Below are 20,030 nucleotides of genomic sequence, written 5' to 3' on the forward strand. Positions count from 1 at the left end.
CGATCACGCTGTGATACTGAGACCCGGCGCCGACGATGAAAATGTTCATGCAGTGGACAAGGTTTTGATGGAAGTATCAAGGCTCCAGGTAAGGGTTGTTTAGCCAAGAAGAGTGACCGATGCCACCGAAATTCGGACGTCCTAAACCTGCGGCATCGAATCAATGACCTATAAAGAACGGACCTAGCGCGAGCTTGAGCCAGGCGTAGTGGCGTGACTGAGCGGTCTGGTCCCCAAGTCCTTCCGGGGTGTTTCAGGCTGCGGTTGGCAGTGCGGGCTGATGCCGGTGTTGGAGTCGGGTTCTGTCTGCTCGTGTCGCTTGATTCGGGAGAGTAGGTCCTGCAGGTCGGTTGTGGTGAACCTCCATTGGAACGGCCGGACGGTCGGTCGATGTCGGTGAAGCCGTTGGGTACACGACCTTGCGCTGCATGGTGGAGAAGAGGATCTCCACTTGGTTCAGCAGGAGGCGTGCACCGGGTGTGTGGACATGACTGCGTGCGAATAGCGCTTGGTCAGCCGGCCGGTCGCCGCCTGCCCGCGGTGGAAGAAGCCGTTGTCGACGGCCCAGTACACCCTGTGGGCCGAAAGCGTCTTGTTCATGACCTCCTCGCCAGTTCCATGAACGGATCGATCCTGGTGCTTTCGGAGCAGAGCCCGATCACCTGGGCCCGATGGACGTCGTAGGCGGCCACGCAGGCCACGGCCACGCCGCGGTCGTACTCGTGCTCGACGGCATCGCGCGCGGCAGGCGCCGGGCAGTGTGGGGCGGCGGCAACGGGCCTGGGTGGAGGTCGAGCCCCCATCCTCGTCTTTGCGCAGCCGTACGCCCTGCCAGGCGCGTGCGTACAGGCCCAGGATGCAGCTCCCTCTGGCGGCGAAAGTCAGTGGCGCGGATTAACACCCCCAGGACCGGTCCTGCCAGGGTTTGTTGGCGGCCAGGATGCGCCGCGGGGTAGAGGCCGAGATCGCCGGGCAATGCCGCGACTGATGACCGCAGGCGTCTGTGTGAGGAGGCGCGGCAGGTCTGGTGAGCCGGTGACAAGGAAGCCCACGCGAAGGCTCGCGCTGAGCTGGCCTAGGTGCCCACGCATCGGCGGCAGGTGGGCCGGCCACGATGCAGCGGATCCGGGCGACGCTTCGGGTAGCGCTGACTGCTGCGCATCGGCAGGGGCTCGTCACGGTGAACGTTGCCAAGCTGGTGGAGTTCGACCCCGACAAGTGGCCCAAGGCCCTCGTGTGGAACGACGAACGTGTCCGGGCCTGGCGTCTGAAGTTCGAACGGGAGGTCGAAGCCGCCCGTGCGGTCGCTGGCACGCGGCCGGTGAACGTCTTCAAGATCTGGTTGTCGATGCCGATGCCGTCCCGAGTGATGGTGTGGACGCCCGCTCAGACCGGCACCTTCCTGGACCGGGCGCACCACCACCGGCTGTACGCGATGTGCCACCTGGTCGCGGTCACCGGTCTCCGTCGAAGTGAGGTCGCCAGGCTGGAATGGTCGGACGTCAACCTGGACGCGCAGGACTGACGGTCCGCACGCTGCGGGTGACGATCTATTACGCCGAGCTCGAAGGGGGCTCACCCAAGAGCGACGCCAGTGAGGACACCATCGCGCTCGACTCCACCCCGTCGCCGTCCTGCGTGTGGCGGAAGCAGCAGAAGGAAGAACAACTCGCGTGGGATGGGGCGTGGGTCGACTCCGGCAAGGTGTTCATGCGGGAGAACGGCGAGGCGCTCCACCCCGACACCGCCTTCCAGACGTTCGAGCGACTGGCGTTCGAGGCGGGCCTACCGCCGATCCGGCTGCACGACCTCCGGCACGGAGCGGCCACGCTGCTTCTCGCCGGCGGGGCGGACAGGAAACTTGTACAGAATCTGCTGAGGCACTCGTCGATCACGATCTCGAACGACACCTACACCTTGGTGCTCCCAGACGCTGCCCGGCAAGCCGCTGAGGTCGCCGCGGCGATCATCCCCGTGCCGGCGCGGTCGGGGACTCCCGGACGGATGAGTCCCCTTCGGGCGCTGGGGGTCCAACCCGCGGATTCCAGAGCCCCGAGGAAGCCCAGGTCACGGACCTGCATAACGGTGGGTCGCGTGGGACTCGAACCCACAACCTACGGATTAAAAGTCCGGAGCTCTGCCAATTGAGCTAGCGACCCTCGAGTTGACCTGCGGTTTCCTCCATCAGCGGCGACCGTGCCCGATCGTACATGGGCGAGACGGCTTAGGACTCCGGCCCGTTTGGGCTGGCTCTGAGTGTAGAGGGCACCACTAGCTCCCTGCACATCAGTAAACGCCCGGCAGCGCCCCTGGACCGTCGGAGAGCCATGTCTGCGGTGGCGACCATCCTGGTCGACTAACCCGCTGCCGTGGAGAGCGGCCGCCCTGAACGAGCCGCTGGCGAAGACCCCACTTGCGCCGCAAGACCTCCTGGCAGTTGCGCGCCCTTCGTGCCGCAACATCGATAGCATGTGATCGTCGGCGGGTGGGGAAGCCCAGCCGGCAGGAACGCCCGCTCTCCTCCGGGAGGGCGGGCGTTTCATTCTCTGGGCAGTCTTGACGAGTGGGCTTCGTGCCACCGAGCCGCACTCGGCCCGTCTCCTTCGTGCTTCGGTTCCGGGCGAGCCTGGTGAGACCAGGTGTTGTCGTCCCCATACGAACGCATCAGGTGGGCTGGGCGTTCGTGCCGTGTTCACGGTCAGTCGATCTTTCTCCCACGTGCTACCACATGACCTTCGTGAAGGATTGGCTGGTCGCGCTGGATACCGCTATGCGCAGGGCCGGGGAGCGAGTCGCCGTACGGGGGGTGGCTCAAGAACATGGAGGGCCGTCGGCAGCCGTGGGCGCAACGGTCGTTCTGGGGTGTTTGTCGGGCTTGCGGACCGTAGGGCGGAGCTCGCTTGCGGGGATGGTGCTGAACTCCCGGGCGCGCAGCCGGGTCCAGTTGCAGCGGCTGGTATGGGGCGAGGTCAGTGGTGCTTGGACGAATGGCTCAGGCTGGACTCAGGGGTGGGTCGGAAGTGCCGCGTCGAAACAGTGGCTGCTTGCTTGTTAGTGAGGCGCTGGGGTTAGGCGGAGGGGGAGGTGTTTTAGGCCGTTCTGGAAGTTGGAGACCAGGCGGGTGGGGGCGCCGGTCTGGTGGATCTCCAGGGGGAGGAGGTTCTTGAAGATCGCGCGCATCTGGGTGCGGGCCAGGTGGGCGCCTAGGCAGAAGTGGGGGCCGAAGCCGAAGCTCACGTGGTCGTTGGGGGTGCGGGTGATGTCGAACGTGTCGGGGGACTCGAAGACGGTCTCGTCGCGGTTGGCGGAGGCGTGGTAGACGACCACCTTGTCGCCCCTTTTGATCTTTTGGCCGGAGAGCTCCAGGTCTTGGGTGGCGGTGCGGCGGAAGTCCATGACCGGGGGCCAGTAGCGGAGCATCTCTTCGATCGCTGAGGGGAGGAGGTCTGGGTTGCGGCGGAGCAGGGTCAGTTGGTCTGGGTTTTCTAGGAGAGTGAGTAGGCCTCCGGGGATGCCGTTGCGGAGCGTCTCGTTTCCGGCTACGGCGAAGAGGAAGAACATGTTCTCGAACTCGGCGCCTGTCAGGCCGCCGGAGAGCATGTGGGACATCACGTCGTCGGTGGGTTGTTTCGACTCGGCCAGGGCGTGCGCGTAGGCGAACATGTCGGCCAGGGCCGCTCGGGAGCGGGGGTTCATCGGGCGGCCATCGGGGCGGGTTGAGGCGGGACGGTGGGTCAGAGCCTCGCGGGCCATGGGGGAAAGGGCTGAGGTGTCGGAGGCCAGGTTGGAGTATTCGGCGTCCTGGTAGCCGATGACGCGGGAAGCCCAGTCGTAGAGGAGGCGGCGGTCCTCGTCGGGGACTCCCATGATTTTGGCCAGCGTCCATACGGGGAGGTCGGCTGCTATTTCTACGAAGTCGACGTCCTGGTTGAGGGCGGATTCGATGAGGGAGCGGGCTCGGTCTTCGATTGTGGTTTCCAGGGCTCGTACGGCGCGGGGGGTGAACGCGGCGGCGACGATGCGGCGCAGGCGGGAATGGTCGGGCGGGTCTTGGTTGAGCATCATTGATTGGACGAAGTGCAGGTCGGCTGGGGTGTCGGGGTCACGGATCTGGGTGGCGCCCAGGTTGGAGGAGAAGAGCTCGGGCGAACGCAGGACGTGTTTGACGTCGGCGTGCCGGAACACCGCCCAGTAGCCGGGGCCCGCGGGCCAGGCGCCGACGGCGGGCTCGGGGATCCAGCAGACGGGAGATTTTGCGCGGAGTCGTCGGAAGGTGTCGTAGGGAATGCCTGTGGCGTAGGTGGCGGGCAGGAAGATCTCCTCAAGCATGCTCTCAGCGTGCATCATGACGGGGTGACGATGCAGCCTGCGGACGGCGACAAGATCCTGAAGGACAACTTCGCGCCCTGGGTGCTTGACCTGGGGCTGAGTGTTGAGGCGCTGGGGGAACGCCAGGCCACGCTACGACTGCCCTGGTCGGAACGGCTGGCCCGGGAGGGCGGCGCTCTGAGCGGTCAGGCCATGATGGCGGCGGCCGACACCGCCACGGTGATCGCGGTCTCCGTGGCGCGGGACGGGTTCGTTCCGATGACCACGGTGCAGCAGTCCACGACGTTCCAGCGACCGATGCTGGCCAAGGATCTTCTGGTGACGGCTCGGCTCACCAAGCTCGGCCGGACGCTGGCGTTCGCCGACATCACGATGACGGGCGACGGTGATGCCGAGGTGGCGGCGCACGCCACGACCGTCTACGCGATCATGGGGTGACGAGCTCCGACTCGGAGAGCTCGATCGTCCAGTCCTGGCCGAACGGCATGAGGGTGTAGCGCCATCGGGGCGTGCCGGGGCTGGCACCGTGAACCTCAGCCAAGGCGTCCACGACGTCGTGCTCGCGGGCGGGTGGCGAGTCGAGGATGCGGACGGTCTCGCCTGGCGCGAAGCGTGGCAATGTCGGCGCCTCAGTGACGACCATGTTGACCCACTCGACGGCCGGGTGCAGGAACACCTCGCCGACTCGGCTGGTCCAGACGTCATCGCCCGGGTTCGTGCCTTCCCATCCGGCAGGGGCGCGAGAGCGCAATGACGCGGCGCACTCGCCGGTCCGGCCGGATGGGGTCACGTCCACGGTGAATTCCAGGTTGTCCGGGATCTTCCAGTACGGGCCATGTTCCTGCACGCGGACCTTGCCGTACCGCTGCAATTCGGCCGCCAGTGCGGCTGCCAGCGAGGCGCTCTCGGACTCCGGCGCTACAGCGAACATCCGCAGGAAGACGTTCCGGTAGAGGGGAACGGTCATTTGGCGGCTGGTTCCAGGTGGAGTTTGTGCAGTTCCTTGCGGGAGGCTACGCCTAGCTTGGGATAGGCCTTGTAGAGGTGGTACTCCACCGTGCGGGGGCTCAGGAAGAGCTGGGCGGCGATCTCGCGGCTGCTGATGCCGTCGGCTGCTAGCCGTACTACCTGGAGCTCCTGAGGGGTCAGGCGGTCTAGGACGTCGGGGGCCACGGCTTGTTCGTATGCGGGTGTGGTGGACGATTCTCCGGTCGCGCGTAGTTCGGAGCGGGCGCGGTCGGCCCAGGGGGCGGCCTTTAGGCGGTCAAAGATTTCCAGGGCGGAACGGAGCGGGATGCGGGCGTCGGCTCGGCGGCGGGCTCGGCGGAGCCATTCGCCATAGAGGAGTTCGGTACGGGCACGCTCGAAGGGGCGGCTGCCATCCTCGTGTAGGCGCAGGGCCTCTTCGTATGCCTCGCCTGAGTCGGAGACCAGCGCGTTGCAGCGGAAGGCCACTGCGCGGACCCAGGCTAGACCGCCGGCGTCGGCCCAGGCTTGGACTCGTTCTAGAGGCTCCTGGGAGCGGGTGAGCTGGCCGAGGCGTACGGCTGCCTCTACCTGGTCGGCGGCGGCCAGGAGGTTGGCCGAGGTGTGGCGGCGGGGGTTGGCGGCGATCTCGTCCAGGCGGCGGAGGGCCGTTTCGTAGCGGCCTAGGCCAATGTCGAGAAGGCTGATGGCGACGTCGGCGAGGCCGCAGCCGGGTGCGGCCGATGAATTGGCGGTAAGGGTCCGCAGGCGTTCCTCGTCTCCCTCGATCGCCGCGATGCGGGCGAGGACGACGTTGATGCGGCTCTTCCGTACCGCCATGCCGGTGTCGCGGGCGATGGTGATCGCTTCGGCGGCGGTGGCCTCGGCGTCGCGGTGGCGGCCGGCGGTGATCTGGACCTGGGCGAGTGCCTGCAGGGCGTCCGGGAGAGCGCCGATCAGCCCGTCTCGGCGGAGACGGGCTGCTTCGGCGACGGCCAGGTCGAGGGTGATCGTGTCGTCGCCGAGGATCAGCCCGCAGGTGATGGCGTGCAGCCGTTCTTCCGGGGCGTGGAGAGGAGCGTTGCGGCCTGCTTTGATCAGTTGGGCGAGCAGCGGGAGGCCGCGGGCGTAGTCGCCGTCGATGATGTGGGCGAGGCCGCGGACGGCCTTGTCGTCGTGGCCGCCGGCCCGGAGGAGCTCGGCGCTCTGCTTGATCGTGGCCACGTCGCCGCAGCTCCAGGCATACGTGGCGCCGGTACGGAGCATGCCTGGCACGTCTTCGGGGGCGGCGTGGCGGGCGTTGTCGATCAGAAGGCGGGCGGCCGTGCTCTGCTCGCCGCGTTCGAACTCGACGGCTGCCTGGATCTGAGCGAGCCGGGCGTGCTCTTCGGGAGCCTCGGCGTACTTCGCGGCTGTCGCGGCCAGTTCGTCGGCGGCGGCGAACCTTCCGGCGCGGAGGAACGCGTTGGCCGCAGAGCCCAGGCGCTGGGCGCGGACGTTGAGGTCCGGGGTCAGGTCGGCTGATTGCTGGAAGAGTGCGGCCGCCGTGTTGTGGCCGGTGCGGTTCAGCGCGCGCTCGGCTGCCTCCTGCAGGTCGGCGGCGACGTCCTCGTCCGGCGCCATCGCCGCGGCGGCGCGGTGGCGAGCGCGGCAGTCCGGGTCGTCGGCGCTCTCGCCCAGCGCGCGGTGGACCTCGATGCGGCGGGCGGCGGACGCGCCCTGGTAGGTCGCCGATCTGATCAGCGGATGCCGGAACCTCACCGAGGTGCCGGTGATCTCCACCAGGCGAGCTCTCTCGGCCGCTTCCAGATCGGCGAGCTCGACTCCTAGCAGCTCGCCTGCGCCGACTGTGGCGGGCAGGTAACCGCGTCCCTCGGCGGACGCGATCAGCAGCATGAGCCGGGTCTTGTCCGGCAGCGCCGCGATCTGCGCCCGGAACGCGGCGGTCACGCGTTCGGCGACGGGGAGGGGCGAGGGGATGCGCGCCCCGGCATGTGGAGTCGAGCCGAACTCGATCAGCGCCAGCGGGTTGCCGTCGGCCTCGATGAGCACGCGGTCGCGGGTCGTGGGGGCGAGGTCCCGCCCGTTCAGGAGCTGTTCCGCCTCCTGGCGGTTCAGCCGGGACAGCTGCATCTCGGGGAGTCCGGTCCCGGTGAAGCCGTCCTCACGCGTGGCGAACAACATCACCACGCCCTCCGCGGCGAGCCGCCGAGCGGCGAAGAGCAAGGTCTCGGCGGACGTGGTGTCGAGCCACTGCGCGTCATCGATCAGGCAGAGCACCGGACCCTCGTCGGCCATGCAGGACAACAGGGTCAGCACGGCCAAGCCGCCGAGGAAACGATCCTGGGCGAGGCCGGTCGGCGTGGCCTCGGCGGTGTCCAACGAGTCGTACATGCCCAGGGAACGGCGGAGCGCCATCGCCTGGGGCGCGGGGAGGTCGTTGATCCGCTCTTGGACGGGCCACAGCAGCTGGTGGAGGCCCGCGGACGCGATGTGGCTCTCACTCTCGAATCCCGTGGCGCGGAGCACGGTCACCTCGGGACCGGTGCGGGCGGCGTCCTCGGCCGCCCATTCGAGCAGAGCGGACTTGCCGATGCCCGCCTCGCCGCGCAGCACCAGGGCGCCACTGCGCCGGTCGGCCCGGGCCCCGTTCATGATCAAGTTGAGCTGTATCTGCTCGGTCTCACGTCCGTAGAGCACGTCATCAAAACTACGGGGCCAACTACCGAAGCTTTACGGATTCGGCCCGTATCCCGTGATTCATACCTTCTTCACCATCGAGAACACATTCTTTAGATGGCTGGAGACCGTGATGAAGGACCTGTTCGAGCCCGTGACCCTTGGCACGCTGACCTTGCGCAACCGGCTGGCCATGGCCCCGATGACCCGGAGCCGTGCGTACGACGCGGGCAAGGTGACCGAGCTGACCGCCGAGTACTACGCACAGCGCGCCGAGGCCGGATTGATCATCACGGAGGGCACGCAGCCGAGCGAGATCGGCCAGGGGTACGTCTACACGCCGGGACTGCACCACGACGAGCAGGTGGCGGCTTGGCGCAAGGTGACCGACGCGGTGCACGCCAAGGGCGGCCACATCTTCGCCCAGATCATGCACAGCGGCCGGGTGGGGCACCCCTACCTCTATGCGGATGACGCCTTGCCGCACGCTCCTTCGGCGATCCCGTCCGGTGAGCAGCTGTACACGCCGGACGAGGGCATGCTGGAACACCCCACGCCGCGTGAGATGTCGATTGAGGACATCGCTCAGACGGTCGACGACTTCGTGGCCGCGGCGCGCAACGCGATCGAGGCCGGCTTCGACGGGGTCGAGCTGCACGGCGCGAACGGCTACCTGATCCATCAGTTCCTGGCGGACGGGAGCAACCGGCGCACCGACGCGTACGGCGGCTCCATCGAGAACCGCATCCGGTTCGCGGTCGAGGTCGCGCGGGCGGTCAGCGACGCCATCGGCCCGGAGCGAACGGGGATCAGGGTGTCGCCGGGCAACTCGGCCAACGGGATCTCCGAGAGCGACACCCCGGAGCTGTACGTGGCGCTCACGCGGGCGCTGGCGCCGCTCGGGCTGGCCTACGTTCACGTGATGGAGCTGGCGACGCGGGACGTCACAAAGCTGATCCGGGCAGAGTGGCCGGGCGTCCTGATCCTGAACGCGCACCCGACGCTCGACTCGTTCCCTTCGCGGCCTGAGTACGGCGTGGAGGCGCTGCGCGAGGGTGTCGCCGACGTCGTCTCGCTGGCGGAGCTGTGGCTGGCCAATCCGGACCTGCCCGCGCGGATCAAGGCCGGAGGGCCGTACAACGAGGCGGACAAGGCGAGCTTCTACGGCGGTGACCACCGCGGCTACACCGACTACCCGACGCTGAACGGCGATGGTGAGGTGCGGAGGTCCGTGTCAGAAGGACAGCCTGCCTAACGGATAAGCCCTGACCTACGGGATGCGCCCTGACATACGGATACGCCCCGACGGTGCGATCACCGTCGGGGCGTCCCCGTTCCGCTTGGCCCACCGCAGGCCAGCCTTTGCAGGCTCAGCCTCGGCCCGCGGCGTGCTCGGAGCTCATTGCTCAGAGCTCGAAGCTCGGACCTCGAAGAGGCTCAGCGCCTCCGGAGCTCAATGAGGCTCAGCGCCTCCGGAGCTCAATGAGGCTCAGTGACCTCTGAGCTCGATGAGGCTCGGTACCTCGGGTCTCTACAAGGCTCAGTAGTAACCGGGGCGCACGGCACCGCTGAAGTTGCGCTTGTAGTAGCTGTTGAGCTTGACCTTCTTGATCCGCTTGCCCGAGCTGGGCGCGTGGATCATGTAGCCCTTGCCCACGTAGATGCCCATGTGGGTCTTACCGGAGTAGAAGAAGAGCAGGTCGCCCTTGCGGGCGCCCTTCCACGAGACCTTCCACTTGACCGCCCGGTAGATCTGCTGGGTGGTCCGCGGGAGCTTCACGCCCGCCTTGCGCCAGGATCCGCCGGCCAGGCCGGAGCAGTCCCAGGAGTAGGGTCCGGTGCCGCCGTATCGGTAGCGGTCACCGATCTGCTTGTACGCGTACTTGACCGCCCATGTGGCGCGCTTCTGCTGCCTCTGGAGACGCTTCTTGGAGAGTTTGGCCGTCACACTCGCCTCGGCCGCCGTCGGCTGGGCTGCCTGTGGAGCTGACGCGTTCACCGGTCCGGCCGTCAGGAGCGAGGCTCCGAGTGCGACCGCAGTGCTCAACGTGATGCCACCGGCGAACAGCTTGAGGGGGATTCGGGGGGTATGCAGGACGACTCCTGACCTAGCAGGTGGTGCCTACCGGGCAGCCCGTACCGCAGGCGGCGTTCGGCCACCGGGTTCGGGTCGCTGCGCGTACCGCCTCCGCCGGTGCCATGGGAGGGCACGCGGGGGCGATGGACGCTTCCGGCTCCACGCTTCGGGTCTGCGTGGACGCGGCAGTCGACGGCGGTCTCTTAGGCGGCGGGAGGCTGGGGCACTGCTGCCGCTCGTCGACGTGAATGTTCTGTTATCTGCATCGCTCCATCGCTTATGGAACGGCAAGAACGTAGCCAGCGCCGCGATATCCGGCAAATCCCTGAGCCTTGATTCGGCCTGGACAGGTGTCTGGTATACCGCGTATTCAGGTCACAGCCTGCATGTATTCACGCAGTTTTGAGGCCATGTGATCTGAGTCACAGTTTGGTCGCCAGGGGTCAAGGATGGGCGATTCGTGAGCCAGGACACTGAACGCCCGGCACGTTCCGTACCGGGCGCACAGCGTTCGGTGGCAGGTGCTTTTAGTGCTCAGAAAAGCGATCTCAGGCACTCACGCTCAGTAGCCGGGACGGACCGCCCCGCTGAAGTGCCGCTTGTAGTGGCCCGCCAGTTTGACCTTCTTCACCCGTTTGCCGGAGCTGGGCGCGTGGATCATGTAGCCCTTGCCCACGTAGATGCCCACATGGCTCTTGCCGGAGTAGAAGAAGAGCAGGTCACCCTTGGCGGCGCTCTTCCATGAGACCTTCCACTTGACCGCTCGATAGATCGCGTACGTCGTGCGTGGGAGCTTGACCCCCGCCTTGCGCCAGGATCCGCCGGCCAGGCCGGAGCAGTCCCAGGAGTGGGGTCCGGTGCCGCCGTATCGGTAGCGGTCACCGATCTGCTTGTGGGCGTAGGCCACCGCGGCGGCTGCCCGGCGCTTCTGCCTGGCCTTTCTCGATTCCGCCGTCGAGAACGTGCCCGTGGCCATCGACGGGGGCGTGTGCGCGACGGCGTGCATGGCCGTCCCGGATGTCAACACCCTGCCTGGACTGGACGCCATGGCCGGCGTGGCCGGCAGCGTGGCCGCCCATGCGATGGCCGATGCGCCCATGGCGCAGCCACGCAGAAGCGGGGTGGAGGTGCGGGTCTTAAAGGGGAATCCGAAGGTATACAGGATTGCTCCTCACCTCGCGGTTTCTGCCTACCGGGCAGCCGAAATGGCGAGGCATGGGAAAGGGTTTCGGCTGTGCTTATTCCGCGGCGGTCCGGGATGGCTTCCGGAGGCGGCGGGCGCCCGGTTCCATGCCTCTGGTCTGCATGGATTCGGCTGGTCGGCCGCGTGCGCGCCATACGACAGTGCGCGGACTGGAGGCCATGGGGACATGCCACATGGTCGCGACCGGCCCATTGTTCGGTTGTTGGCGACCCCTTTGCCGCTCGCCGGTCACGTTAACCACGGGAGCATGGACCGGCAATATCCCTGAGCGTTACGAAGTCCTTTTAGATCAAGGAAATGACGATTACAGAAAGTAATCAGAGCTGCACAAGATAGTGGACGGTTTATGGTTCTGTGATGTCGACCACATTCCGCCCCCCGGCGTGTCGTCCCGTGCCCATCCTCGGCAATAAGGGGTGTATGTCCGTATTCACGGTGAGTGGTGCACTGAATTCACTCCATGGACCTCGGGGACGAGAAAGGCGCCCGCCGTACGGCGGGCGCCGGTTGCCTTTTCCGTCCATGACCGTCTCCCGGCGGCCTGTGCGGTGGCCTCATGCGGCCGAATCACCATTGTGTAGTTCAGGTCACATCCGGTGGTCGTTCGAGGCGGTCGCCACGCGCCCGGTCCAGAACCGGTCAACTCCACGAAGCCGACGACGGGTCGACGTACGGCGCGTTCGGCGGCAGGGGGCTCTCCGGCCGGCCGGCCATGACCGCGCCCGCCTCCTGCCGGTCCCGGATGACTTTGGCCAGAGTGAAGGTCGAGGTGATGAGATAGAGCCCGCCCAGCGCCAGAAAGGCACGGATCCACACCGGGGCGGGCATGTAGACGACGCCGAGCGCCATCGCGGTGACCGCGACCGCGAACGAGATGATCGCCTGGATGAAGAATGCGGTCGTCCCCTTGAGCTGCAGTAGAGCGTTCATGGGACAACTGTGCGCCGAGCCGTTCCGCCGTGCCTGAGTAGGAACGCGGGGATCCCTACTCAGCACCGGCCGCGATCTCCCTGAGTATCCGCCTCTTGCCGGATCCGGTCACGTCACTGCCATTGACAGCCTTCCCGTGCGCACCTGTCATCCAAGCAGGCCCAATGTCCTGTTCTCCGAAGGGAGATCCAGTGTCGGGCATGCCGCGCGCCGTGCACACGTTCTCCGCTCTCACCCTTTTCGCCGGACTAGCCGCCGCCGAAGCCCTTCCACCAGCCGCCACTTCGGCCTATGCGACCACCGCAGCGAGTGTGATGGCCGCCGCTCCTGCAGCAACCGATTCGACGACACTCGCTCAGGTTCCCGCCGGAGTTGCGACGCGTGCCCTCCATCTATCTGCCCAGACCAAGAGGACAGCCGCCGTCCCAGACGCAGATGGCACGACGCCCGCCGCGCGAGCTTTCGCCCTGCCCAATGCGGCGTCCGCCGCTGCAGATGCGATGACCGCCGTTCGTGCAGTCACCGATTCGACCGCCCTTACACAGGTTTCCGCCGAGGCTGCGACGGGCGCCCTCGATCTACCCGCCCCGGCCAAGAGGGCAGCCGCCCATACGCCCGTTCTAAATCCAGGCGTTGCGACGCCCGCCGCACGGGCTTTCGCCTTGCCCAATGCGACTGCCGCAACTCAGCTTTGCGCCGCAGCCGACGCGGTGGCCTCCGCACAGGCTTGCACCGCTTACGCAGCCGATGGGGGACGCGCCGCCCAGGCTTCCGCCACGGTCCATGCGGGTGGGGCACGTCCGCCGGTGAAGTTTCCGAAGGGCTTCCTCTTCGGGGTGTCGACCTCCGGGTTCCAGTCTGAGGGCTCGTTCCCTGACAGCAACTGGACCCGGTACGTGGACAGGAAGGCCTACGGGATCAAGGACCGCTACGTGAAGGCGGTCGACTTCAGGCACCGTTACGCCGAGGACATCGAGCGTGCCCGGCGACTCGGGGTCAAGGTCTTCCGGACCTCGGTCGAGTGGTCGCGCGTCGAGCCGCGCCGCGGCGTTCGGGACGCGCGCGAACTGGCCTACTACGACGACCTGATCCGCCGGATCCGCGCCGCCGGAATGCGCCCGATGATCACACTCGACCACTGGGTGTACCCGGGCTGGGTCGCCGATCAGGGTGCCTGGGACAACCCGCGGACGAGCGACGACTGGCTGCGGAACGCGGCGTTCATCGTGAACCGCTACCGGGGCATGGGCATCATCTGGATCACCTTCAACGAGGCCAGCCAGTACCTCTACCACGAGTTCCTCGCCCGCCCGATGAACCTCGTCCAGCTGTCGACGATGCGGGACGCCCTCACCAAGACCCACCGCAGGGCGTACGACATGATCCACAAGGTCGATCGCGGCGCGCTCGTGTCGACCAACGTCGCCTACGGCACCGTCTTCAACGCCCTCTTCGACGCGGCGGTCTTCAACCAGGTCACCGACAAGCTCGACTTCATCGGCATCGACTACTACTACGGCGCGAACGTGCAGAACACCACGGCCGTCCACGCACTGACCGGCGAGTTCTGGCGGATCGACCCGGAGCCAGAGGGCCTCTACTACGTCCTCAAGAACTACCAGCGTCGCCTACCGAAGCTGCCGGTCTACATTGTCGAGAACGGCATGCCCACCGATAACGGCCGTCCCCGTGCGGACGGCTACACGCGCGCCGACCATCTGCGTGACCATCTCTACTGGGTGCAGCGCGCGCTCGCCGACGGGGTCAAGGTGATGGGCTACAACTACTGGAGCCTCACCGACAACTACGAATGGGGCAGCTACCGTCCCCGGTTCGGTCTCTACACCGTGGACGCCCTGACCGATCCGGCCCTCACCCGCCGGCCCACCGACGCCGTGCCCGCGTACCGCGCCATCATCGCCAACCTCGGCGTGCCTTCCGGGTACGTGCCCAAGCGCAGGCCGGGCTGGTGCTCGATCGAGGATCCCATCGCCACCTGTTTCGGCAAGGTCCCGACGCCACCCGCGCCCTATCAGCTTTCTGGCGGAATCTCCCACCTCCCCACTCTGGAATGATAATCGTTTCCGTGCGAGCCTAGATCACGAAGACGAGATCGAGAAGGGAGAACGGTCATGTCCTTGACCGTCGATGACCGGCTGCTCGACCAGGCCCGCAAGGGAGAGGTCGACGATGCGGCGTTCCTCGCGTGCGTGCGCACCTCGCTGCCGTACGCCTGGGAGGTGATCAGCGAGGTCGTCGGCCGGATGCGCGACGGCTTCGCCGACAACCAGACGCCGCCGCCGAACGAGGAGGCGCGCGGCCAACTACTGCGCGCCCTGGCCAGCGATGCAATGCGCGGGGCCCTGGAACGCCACTTCGGCGTCCGCCTGGCCTTCCAGAACTGCCACCGCGTTGCCGCCTTCGCGCCCAGCGCCACCGACCGCTACGCCGCCTTCACCTCACCTCGCGCACAACTTCTGAACCAGTCCCCAGACCTAGTCGACTGCTGATCCGCCGTGGCCTGTGCCGACCGAACCCCGGCACAGGCCACCCCAGCCCAATACGCCCCGCGCCCGCCGCCCACGCCGCGCGGGTGCAGGCCATGTCCGCACAGGCCACGGGTGCAGACTGCGCCGGCACGCCGCGCTCGCACAGCCGCACTGGGCGCGTCCGCTCAGCCGCGTCCGCTCAGCCGCGTCCGCACAGCCGCGTCCGCACAAGCCGCGCGGGTGCACACCGCGCTCGCATAGCCGCACCAGGCGCGTCCGGTCAGCCGCGCTCGCACAGCCCGCGCTGGTGCAGGTCGCGCTCGCACAGGTCGGACGGGTGCAGGCCGTGTCCGTACAGGCCACGGGTGCGGGCTGCGTCGGCACACCGCGCTCGCACAGCCGCACTGGGCGCGTCCTGTCAGCCGCGTCCGCGTAGGGCCGCGCAGGTGTAGCCGCGCTCGCACAGCCTGCGCGGGTGCAGGTCGCGTCCGCATGGGCCGCGCTGGTGCAGGTCGCGTCCGCACGGGCCGCGCGGGTACAGGTCCGCGGGCGCAGGTCGCGCTCGCTCAGGTCGGGCGGGTGCAGGCCGTGTCCGCACAGGCCGCGTGGGTGCACGCCGCGCTCGCACAGTCGCACCAGGCGCGTCCGGTCAGCCGCGCTCGCACAGCCCGCGCTCGCACAGCCCGCGCTCGCACAACCCGCGCTCGCACAACCCGCGCTCGCACAGCCCGCGCGTCTGCATGGGCCACGCTGGTGCAGGCCGCGTCCGTATAGGGCCTGCGGGTGCAGGCCGCGTGCGCATAGCTCGCGTGCGCATAGCCCGCGCTCGCACAGCCCGCGTGGGTGAGGGTCGCGCTCGCACGCCGCGCTTTCTTAGGCGCTCGCTCAGGCCGCGTTCGCTCAGCCGCGTCCGCGTAGGGCCGTGCGGGTGCAGGCTCGTAGTCCCCCCGCCACGGTCACCGTGGTGTAGCGCCGGGGCGTGTTGTCCGGCGGGCAGGAGGCGCCGCCTTGTCACACGGCGTTCCCCAACGCGCAGGTGGCCTCCCTGGTGGCCGGCGCCGCCGCCCACGCTCGGGCCCTTGGTGGCGGCATCACGCGCGGCCCGCCATCGCCTTCCGGGAGGATGGGTGACCACGGACGTCGTGGCCATCGCGGTGGCAGCATGGTGCTGCCACGTGCGTCGGCCTGCCGCCGCTATGACCGCCGTAAATTCCCCGTCGGTACGGGGCGCGTCAGCCGAACCGCTCCGGCGAAGGCCGCGCTGGCTCAGCCACGGACGACTGTCCGCCGCGGTTTGGCGCCAGGAGCGCGTCCTGGGCAGGGCGCTTAGCGGTCGGGTGGGAGTTTGGGCGGAGCCCGCTGGTCCTTCGGGATGAGGAGAACGGCGGGGCGGTGCTGGGCGGCGAGGTGGACCCTCGAACGGGAGTGCGGTGATTCGGAGGCGTACTTAAGATCTATCCGCCGGTCCTATAAAGGCGCACGTGAATGTGGGGTACCTGTCAAGGCAGGGGTCGGGCGTTCCCCGTATTGTGACCTGTGGGTAACATCACCCGAACCACATTCGGTTCCTCACGTAAGGTGCTGCTTATGGACCTGAACGGAGTTTCCGCCGTTGTTTCCGGTGGCGCGAGCGGTCTCGGTGAGGCCACCGTCCGCGAGCTGGCCGCCAACGGCGCCAAGGTAGTCGTCGCCGACCTGAACGACGAGAAGGGCAAGGCCCTCGCCGACGAGATCGGTGGCGTGTTCGTCAAGACCGACGTGTCGGACGAGGCCTCGGTGCAGGCCGCCGTCCAGGCCGCGGTCGACACCGGTGCGCCGTTGCGGGTGATCATCAACAGTGCCGGCATCGGCTGGGCCTCCCGGACGGTCGGCCGTGACGGCAGCCCGCACGACCTGTCGACCTTCGAGAAGGTCATCCAGGTCAACCTGATCGGCACCTTCAACCTGATGCGCATCGGTGCCGCGGCGATCGCGAAGACCGAGCCGACCGATGACGACGGGCTGCGCGGGGTCGTCATCAACACCGCGTCGATCGCGGCCCTTGAGGGGCAGACCGGTCAGGTCGCCTACTCGGCGTCCAAGGGCGGCATCGTCGGCATGACGCTTCCCGCCGCGCGCGATCTCGCCGCGATCGGCGTCCGGGTCAACACCATCTGCCCAGGCATCATCGACACCCCGATCTACGGTGAGGGCGAGGCCGCGGACGCGTTCAAGGCCAAGCTGTCGGCCCCGGTGCCCTTCCCCAAGCGCATGGGCAAGGCCTCGGAGTTCGCCCACCTGGTGAAGTCCCTCATCGAGAACGACTACATGAACGGCGAGACCATCCGTTTCGACGGCGGCATCCGCTTCCAGCCGAAGTGAGGCACTGAATGTCAGAGGCTGTTCTCACCGAGGAGGACGGCGCCGTCCTCATCATCACGATCAACCGCCCCGAGGCCAGGAACGCCGTCAACGGCGCCGTGGCCAGGGGCATCGCGGCCGCCCTTGACGAGCTCGACAGTCGCAAGGACCTGTCGATCGGCGTCCTCACGGGCGCGGGCGGCACGTTCTGCGCGGGCATGGACCTCAAGGGCTTCCTGGCGGGCGACAACCCGATCGTGGAAGGTCGCGGGTTCGCGGGCATCGCCGAGAAGCCACCTGCCAAGCCGCTCATCGCCGCCGTCGAGGGCTACGCCCTGGCCGGCGGGTGCGAGATCGCGCTGGCCTGCGACATGATCGTGGCGTCGAGGGAGGCCCAGTTCGGGCTGCCCGAGCCCAAGCGCGGCCTGGTCGCGGCGGGCGGCGGTCTGCTGCGGCTGCCGCAGCGCATCCCGTTCCACATCGCCATGGAGATCGCCCTCACCGGCGAAAAGTACCCGGCGGAGCGGATGGCCGAGCTCGGCTTCGTCAACCGGCTCGCGGAGCCGGGCGGGGCGCTGGCCGCGGCGAAGGAGCTGGCGCTGAAGGTCGCCGAGAACGCGCCGCTGGCGCTCGCCGCCACCAAGAAGGTCATCGTCGAGTCGGCCGACTGGCCGTCCGACGAGGCGTTCAAGAAGCAGGGCGAGATCACCCTCCCGGTGTTCGTCTCCAAGGACGCCCAGGAGGGCCCGGCGGCCTTCGCCGAGAAGCGCAAGCCGGTCTGGAAGGGCGAATAACCCGCCTCGCAGCACCTGAACGACAGACGCCCGGAGCCTCATGGCCCGGGCGTCTTCGGTTTACACGAAGGCCTGATGCGGCCAGGGATAAAGAGGGCTTACCCGGAGGTAACCGTTCCCGTACTCTTTTGTACCGCCTCGACTTGATCTTGGAGTGGACACATGCGAAGGAAAGCGATGCTCGCCGCGGCCACGGCGGTCGTCTGCGGCGCGGGAGCGATCGCGATCGCGACGCCGGCGCAGGCCGCCGCCTGGCGGAACGTCGGCAGCAAGGCACTCGCCTACAACGGCAGCCTGGACCGGGTCGACTTCGCGGACAAGGGCGCCGGCTGGGCGGTCGGAGCCCAGGGCTCGATCCTCAACCCCAAGACCATGATCGTTCGCTGGAACGGCAAGGCCTGGATCCGGCAGGCCAGCCCGGTCGGCTTCGTCCCGACCGACGTGGCGGCCGCCGGTGCGAAACGCGCCTGGATCGTCGGCTTCAACCTGCGCGATCGCACCGTGGGCCTCTACTGGAACGGCACCAAGTGGAGCAAGGCCCACTATCCCGTGGTCGGCATGCCGTTCCAGGTCTCCGCCTCTCGTGACGGCACGGCGTACTCCCTGGCCGGGATCGACTCCTCGGCCGGCGGCCTGAGCTCGGTGCTGCGCTGGAACGGCAAGGCCTGGATCAAGATCAACGTGCCGCTTCCGCCGAGCAGCAGCGTCACCGCGGTAGAAGTGCGCAGCAAGAACGACGTCTGGCTCGCCGGAACGACCTCCGACGGCATCGGGGTCACCGCCTTCATGCTGCGTTGGAACGGCAAGTCCTGGAAGCGCATCAACGCTCCCGGCTCGATGGGCACCCCGGCCTACCGGGCCGTCATGCACCGGATCGTCGTCGCCTCGCCCACCAACGTGTATCTCGACCGTGTCAGCCAGACCGCGCAGCTGCCGAACGCGCTCATGCGCTGGAACGGCAAGTCCTGGACGACCATCAACACTCCCTGGAACGCCGCCGGGCTCGCCATGTCGTCGGACGGCAGGTCCGGAGTGGTCATCATCCCCGTCACCAGTGGCAACAGGTCCCAGTACCTGCACTACAACGGCTCGGCATGGCGCACCCTGTACGGCCCGGCCCGCAAGAACAGCAAGGTCCAGGGCGGTGACCTCGACCACCGGCCCGGCACCCCCGGGATCGCCGGCGTCGGGGCCGCAGCCGCGCAGAACAAGAACACCCCGTTCATCGAATACTTCAGCTGAGCCGAGCCGCATCCTCCGGTCTCATCCAACTCATGGCGGGCGTTCAGGATCCTTTCAGGTTCCTTTGAAACGCTCTGCGATGATGGCGGAGGGGGAACGTGGCATTGGCTGAGCAGTCGCTGAACGCCGGGATCAACGGCGAGGCGGGCGGCAAGGCGCCGGAGGCGCTGCTGCTCGTCGTCGAGGACGAGCCCAACATTCTGGAGCTCCTGGCCGGGAGCCTGCGTTTCACCGGCTTCGCGGTGGTCACGGCCACCAATGGGGCGGACGCGGTGCAGGCTGCCCAGCGTCACCGGCCGGACCTGATCGTGCTGGACGTGATGTTGCCCGACATTGACGGCTTCGACGTCGTCCGGCGGCTCCGTTCGGGAGGAACGCACACACCGGTGCTCTTCCTCACCGCCAGGGACGCCGTCCAGGACCGGATCAAGGGCCTGACGATCGGCGGCGACGACTACGTCACCAAGCCGTTCAGCCTGGAGGAGGTCGTCGCCCGCATCCGCGCCGTGCTCCGCCGTGTCGGGGGCGGCGCCGCCGAGCCGTCGCCGCGCATGGTCTTCGCTGACATCGAGCTGGACGAGGACAGCCACGAGGTCTGGCGGAACGGACGGCCCATCCAGCTCTCGCCCACCGAGTTCAAGCTGCTCCGCTACTTCATGGGGAACTCGGGCCGGGTGTTGTCCAAGGCCCAGATCCTCGACCACGTCTGGAACTACGACTTCCGCGGCGACGCCGGGATCGTCGAGTCCTACGTGTCGGCACTGCGGCGCAAGGTCGACAACACGGAGCCGCGGCTCATCCACACCTTGCGCGGGGTCGGCTACGTCCTCCGCCTGCCGCCGAATCCAAGCTGATGGCACGCACGGGGGGAACGAGCGTGCCAGGCCCGGAGCCCAGATGGGCCGATGCGCCAAAGCCAGGGCAGGACGCACCAAGGCCAGGGCCGGACGCACCAAGGCCAGGTCCGGGTACGCCCAAGC

At 67.7% G+C, this 20,030-nt stretch carries 16 protein-coding genes, 1 tRNA gene and 1 pseudogene; 10 read left to right on the forward strand and 8 right to left on the reverse strand.

Going from position 1 to position 20,030, the window contains the following annotated elements; all coding sequences use genetic code 11:
* Positions 1-456: 456 nt before the first annotated feature.
* Entirely contained in the window at positions 457-600 is a 144-nt protein-coding gene (locus F8566_RS49900) for a hypothetical protein (protein WP_192809728.1), read from the reverse strand.
* 580 nt (positions 601-1,180) lie between these two features.
* Here F8566_RS49900 and F8566_RS17880 point away from each other — a divergent pair.
* Positions 1,181-1,525, forward strand: coding sequence for a tyrosine-type recombinase/integrase (locus F8566_RS17880; RefSeq protein ID WP_151561395.1), 345 nt, complete (start codon positions 1,181-1,183; stop codon positions 1,523-1,525).
* Positions 1,492-1,905: pseudogene (locus F8566_RS52980) on the forward strand (tyrosine-type recombinase/integrase); the annotation flags it as partial. The gene F8566_RS17880 and the pseudogene F8566_RS52980, both read left to right, overlap by 34 nt.
* A gap of 181 nt (positions 1,906-2,086) precedes the next feature.
* Here the strand turns inward: F8566_RS52980 and F8566_RS17890 are convergent.
* A tRNA-Lys gene (locus F8566_RS17890) sits at positions 2,087-2,159 on the reverse strand.
* Positions 2,160-3,051: 892 nt separating this feature from the next.
* Entirely contained in the window at positions 3,052-4,329 is a 1,278-nt protein-coding gene (locus F8566_RS17895) for a cytochrome P450 (RefSeq protein ID WP_151561396.1), read from the reverse strand.
* Positions 4,330-4,359: 30 nt separating this feature from the next.
* On the opposite strand from F8566_RS17895, the gene F8566_RS17900 reads away from it, so the two are divergent.
* Positions 4,360-4,767, forward strand: a complete 408-nt coding sequence (locus tag F8566_RS17900) for a PaaI family thioesterase (protein WP_264159344.1) — start codon at positions 4,360-4,362, stop codon at positions 4,765-4,767.
* Here the strand turns inward: F8566_RS17900 and F8566_RS17905 are convergent.
* Positions 4,757-5,296: a hypothetical protein gene (locus F8566_RS17905; protein WP_151561398.1), complete on the reverse strand. Its 540-nt coding sequence runs from the start codon at positions 5,294-5,296 to the stop codon at positions 4,757-4,759. The genes F8566_RS17900 and F8566_RS17905 overlap by 11 nt on opposite strands.
* Positions 5,293-7,995, reverse strand: a complete 2,703-nt coding sequence (locus F8566_RS17910) for an AAA family ATPase (RefSeq protein WP_151561399.1) — start codon at positions 7,993-7,995, stop codon at positions 5,293-5,295. Before F8566_RS17910 ends, F8566_RS17905 begins: the two co-directional genes overlap by 4 nt.
* A 112-nt stretch (positions 7,996-8,107) precedes the next feature.
* On the opposite strand from F8566_RS17910, the gene F8566_RS17915 reads away from it, so the two are divergent.
* Complete coding sequence (locus F8566_RS17915; RefSeq protein ID WP_192809729.1) at positions 8,108-9,229, forward strand: alkene reductase; 1,122 nt, start codon at positions 8,108-8,110, stop codon at positions 9,227-9,229.
* A gap of 285 nt (positions 9,230-9,514) precedes the next feature.
* On the opposite strand, the gene F8566_RS17920 is transcribed toward F8566_RS17915, so the two are convergent.
* The 3 genes from F8566_RS17920 to F8566_RS17930 all read right to left on the reverse strand — a co-directional run bounded on the left by F8566_RS17920 (position 9,515) and on the right by F8566_RS17930 (position 12,185).
* On the reverse strand, positions 9,515-10,021 hold the full coding sequence (locus F8566_RS17920) for a C40 family peptidase (protein WP_151561401.1): 507 nt from the start codon (positions 10,019-10,021) through the stop codon (positions 9,515-9,517).
* A gap of 592 nt (positions 10,022-10,613) precedes the next feature.
* Entirely contained in the window at positions 10,614-11,078 is a 465-nt protein-coding gene (locus F8566_RS17925; RefSeq protein WP_225993288.1) for a C40 family peptidase, read from the reverse strand.
* Between the two features lie 816 nt (positions 11,079-11,894).
* On the reverse strand, positions 11,895-12,185 hold the full coding sequence (locus tag F8566_RS17930) for a YiaA/YiaB family inner membrane protein (protein ID WP_151561402.1): 291 nt from the start codon (positions 12,183-12,185) through the stop codon (positions 11,895-11,897).
* An 806-nt stretch (positions 12,186-12,991) separates the two neighbouring features.
* On the opposite strand from F8566_RS17930, the gene F8566_RS17935 reads away from it, so the two are divergent.
* The 6 genes from F8566_RS17935 to F8566_RS17965 all read left to right on the forward strand — a co-directional run bounded on the left by F8566_RS17935 (position 12,992) and on the right by F8566_RS17965 (position 19,904).
* Positions 12,992-14,260, forward strand: a complete 1,269-nt coding sequence (locus F8566_RS17935; RefSeq protein WP_225993289.1) for a glycoside hydrolase family 1 protein — start codon at positions 12,992-12,994, stop codon at positions 14,258-14,260.
* Between the two features lie 57 nt (positions 14,261-14,317).
* On the forward strand, positions 14,318-14,695 hold the full coding sequence (locus F8566_RS17940) for an SCO5389 family protein (protein ID WP_151561404.1): 378 nt from the start codon (positions 14,318-14,320) through the stop codon (positions 14,693-14,695).
* A gap of 1,566 nt (positions 14,696-16,261) precedes the next feature.
* Entirely contained in the window at positions 16,262-17,035 is a 774-nt protein-coding gene (locus F8566_RS17950) for an SDR family NAD(P)-dependent oxidoreductase (RefSeq protein ID WP_151561405.1), read from the forward strand.
* Between the two features lie 8 nt (positions 17,036-17,043).
* The gene (locus F8566_RS17955) at positions 17,044-17,808 is read left to right on the forward strand and encodes a crotonase/enoyl-CoA hydratase family protein (protein ID WP_151561406.1); all 765 of its coding nucleotides are present in this window, start codon (positions 17,044-17,046) and stop codon (positions 17,806-17,808) included.
* A gap of 162 nt (positions 17,809-17,970) precedes the next feature.
* Positions 17,971-19,050, forward strand: coding sequence for a beta propeller repeat protein (locus tag F8566_RS17960; protein ID WP_151561407.1), 1,080 nt, complete (start codon positions 17,971-17,973; stop codon positions 19,048-19,050).
* Positions 19,051-19,154: 104 nt separating this feature from the next.
* The gene (locus tag F8566_RS17965) at positions 19,155-19,904 is read left to right on the forward strand and encodes a response regulator transcription factor (protein WP_318836424.1); all 750 of its coding nucleotides are present in this window, start codon (positions 19,155-19,157) and stop codon (positions 19,902-19,904) included.
* Positions 19,905-20,030 lie beyond the last annotated feature (126 nt).

Source organism: Actinomadura rudentiformis, from assembly GCF_008923185.1.
Taxonomy (GTDB): Bacteria; Actinomycetota; Actinomycetes; order Streptosporangiales; family Streptosporangiaceae; genus Spirillospora; species Spirillospora rudentiformis.